This window comes from Microbacterium sp. 71-23, assembly GCF_001897265.1.
Taxonomy (GTDB): Bacteria; Actinomycetota; Actinomycetes; order Actinomycetales; family Microbacteriaceae; genus Microbacterium; species Microbacterium ginsengisoli.
The window spans coordinates 1-3,350 of the sequence record NZ_MKSL01000006.1; the positions used below are offsets into that span (position 1 = coordinate 1).

Here is a 3,350-nt window from a genome sequence, read left to right on the forward strand (position 1 = left end):
GTACAGCCGTACGACGACGTCGCCGCTGCCGTCCTCGGCGGGCTTCACGGTCTCGACGACGACCGCCGGGTTGCTCGACGAGACGAGGGGGCGGATGTCGCCCGCCCCGGTCAGCGCGCGCGACGGGCTCTGCAGCTGGTATCCGAGCCGCACGGCGTCGGCGATCGTCGAGCCGGGCCGCAGCCGGAACCCGAGGCGGTGGTGTCCCTGGTCGGCGTCCGGATCGGGGAACAGCGGCGCGCGCAGCAGGCTGAAGCGCACGGTCGTCGTGGTGCCGCCGTCGGCGCGGGTCGCGCGGCCGACGTCGTAGCCGTACGTCGCGTCGTTGGCGATCGCGACGCCGTACCCGGGCTCGCCGAGGAACGCGAACCGGTGCTGGCAGGCCTCGAATCGTGCGGCATCCCAGCTCGTGTTGACGTGGGTGGCGCGGAACAGGTGCCCGAACTGGGTCTCGGCGGCGATGCGGTCGGCGTGCACGTCGAGCGGGACGGCGAGCTTGAGGATCTTCTCCCGCTCGTGCCAGTCGATGTCGAACGTCACGTCCACCGCATCGGCGCCCGGCCGCAGCGTGACCCGCTGCTCGATGACGGTGGGCTCGTCGCGGTCGACGCCGAGGCGGCGGACGGTCACCACCGTCGCGCTGCCGTCGTCGCCGTGCTCGATCGAGCGCTCGTCCGCCTCGTCGAGCTCGGTGACCGTGCGCAGGTAGTGCGCGTCGAGATCCCATGCGTCCCACAGGTTCGGGAGGTCGCGGTGGAGGCGGAGGGCCGCGGCGGGGGATCCGGCGGGGATGGCCTCCCGGCCGTCGGCGTGGCTGCGCAGCGACGCGATCCGGCCGCCCTGGTCCACCACGACGCGCACGAGGCCGTTGTCGAGGACGTCGCCCGCGGGTTCGCCGGCGGTCGGCGTGCTCACCGACACCGGCGCCGCTGCGGCGACCGCCGTGCCGCCGCCGAGGGCGGGGACGCCGTCCCGGGCGAAGGGGCTGGCGTTCACCGAGATCGCCGCGTCCCCTTCGCCCGCGAGCGCTTCGAGCGCGCGGTCGATGATTCGCTGCAGCGTCGCGGTGACCTCGTCGTGCCGGCGCTCCGCCTCGCGGTGCACCCACGCGATCGAGGATCCGGGGAGGATGTCGTGGAACTGCAGGAGCAGCACCGTGTGCCACGCGTCTTCGAGCTCCGCGCGCGGGTAGGACGACCCGGTGCGCACGGCGGCGGTCGTCGACCACAGCTCCGCCTCGCGCAGCAGGCCCTCGTTGCGGCGGTTGCCCCGCTTGGTGCGCGCCTGCGAGGTGAGGACGCCGCGGTGCAGCTCCAGGTACATCTCGCCCGACCACACCGGGGCGTCGGGGTACTCGGCTTCGGCCGCGGCGAAGAACTGCCGCGGGGAGCCGATCTCGACCGTCGGCGAGCCTTCCAGGTCCGCGGTGCGGTGCGCCTGCGCGATCATCTCGCGCGTCGGGCCGCCGCCGCCGTCGCCCCAGCCGAACGGCACGAGCGAGCGCGTCGCACGCCCCTTCTCGGCGAACTGCCGCTCGGCGCGCGCGAGGTCGGCGGCCGAGAGGTCGGAGTTGTACGTGTCGGCCGGCGGGAAGTGCGTGAACACCCGCGAGCCGTCGATGCCCTCCCATCGGAACGTGTGGTGCGGCATCCGGTTCGTCTGGTTCCACGAGATCTTCTGCGTGAGGAACCAGCGGTTCCCCGCGGCCAGGGCGATCTGGGGGAGTCCGGCGGAGTAGCCGAAGGAGTCGGGGAGCCACGTCTCCTCGCACTCCACGCCGAACTCCTCGAGGAAGAAGCGCTTGCCCGCGACGAACTGCCGCGCCATCGCCTCGGACCCGGGCATGTTCGTGTCCGACTCCACCCACATGCCGCCCACCGGGACGAAGCGCCCCTCGGCGACCTTCTGCCGGATGCGCGCGAACACGCGCGGGTGGTGCTCCTTCATCCACAGGTACTGCTGCGCCGACGAGCACGCGAACACGAGATCCGGATGCTCGTCCATGAGCGTCATCACGTTCGTGAAGGTGCGCGCGCACTTGCGCACCGTCTCGCGCAGCGGCCACAGCCACGCCGAGTCGATGTGGGCATGGCCGGTGGCCAGGATCCGGTGGGCGCTGGCGGACGCCGGTCGCGCGAGCGCGGGGGCGAGGGCCTCGCGCCCCGCCTGCGCGGTGCCGGACACGTCGTCGGGGTCGACGGCGTCCAGCGCGTCCTCGAGCGCCCGGAGGATCTCGTGCCGCCGCTGCGATTCGGCGGGCAGCTCGTGGGCGAGTCCGCGCAGGGTGATGACGTCCTGCACGAGCTCCCACACCGGGACGTCGAGCAGCGTCAGGTCGAGGCGGGTGAGCCGGTAGAGCGGATCCGTGGGCGCCGTCTCCTTCGCGCCGTACGGACTCGGCGCGAAGGAGTAGCCGCCGGCGACATCCGGATTGGCCGCGGCCTCCAGCAGCAGATCCACGTGCGCGCCGTCGCGCTCCGGGCGCCATGGCACGTACGCGTTGCGCGGATGCAGCGACTTCACCGGGGTGCCGTCCGGGCGGTAGGCGAGGGCCTCGGCCTGGAAGCCGGGGGTGGCGGGGTCGTAGCCGAAGTCCACGAGCACCTCGACGCGCGTGCCCTCGGGCGCGCCGTCCTGCCAGGCCGCCGGGACCTCGCCGGTCACCCGGAACCACGTCGTCGACCAGGGCGCACCCCAGCGCGTCCCGACCGGGAAGGGCTCGAAGCTCTGGCCGGCGGCCTCGTCGAACGGGACCGGCTCGTCGGGCACGTGCCAGGCGGTGACGTCGAGGGGGACCGCGTCGCGGTGCAGCGCGGGCTCGAGCCGGTCGCGCAGGAAGCGGTCCAGGCGGGCCGAGAGCAGGGCGGTGTCGTCGTGCACGTCAGTCCTCTTCGGGATCGATGGAGAGAAGGAGGGAGGAGAAGCGGCCCTCGCGTGCGGGCGCCGCAATGCCCGACGCGCTGAGCTCCGCCCCGGTCGTCACATACGCCGCGCCGGAGATCAGGTCGCGCACACGGTATCGCGCATCCGCATCGAGGCCTACGGGGTGCGCGACCGCGTCCGGCTCGTCGCCGTCGAGGCGGAACGCGGCCACGATGAGGCGGCGGCCGTCGGAGAGCTGGAAGGCGGGGGAGCGCTCGCCGCGTCCGCGCCGCCGCGGCTGCGCGGTGAGCGGGCGGAGCGTGCCCGCACGCACGAGGGGCGCGACGTGCTCGGTGTAGGCGCGGACATGCGCGTCGAGGATCTCGCGCTGCCGGTCGCTGAGCTCGGGGAGCCGCAGCGAGACACCGAAGCGGTGCAGCATCGCGGCACGCAGCGTCGTGCCGAACTCCTCGTCCGACAGCGCCGCG

The 3,350-nt window shown here is 73.6% G+C and carries 2 protein-coding genes; both read right to left on the reverse strand.

Annotated features, from left to right (window positions below; genetic code table 11):
- The coding region (locus BGO15_RS00075) for an alpha-mannosidase (RefSeq protein WP_286746441.1) at positions 1 to 2,880 on the reverse strand (2,880 nt) is incomplete at its 3' end.
- Between the two features lies 1 nt (position 2,881).
- A partial coding sequence (locus BGO15_RS00080; protein ID WP_286746444.1) for a GH36 C-terminal domain-containing protein occupies positions 2,882 to 3,350 on the reverse strand: 469 nt, incomplete at its 5' end.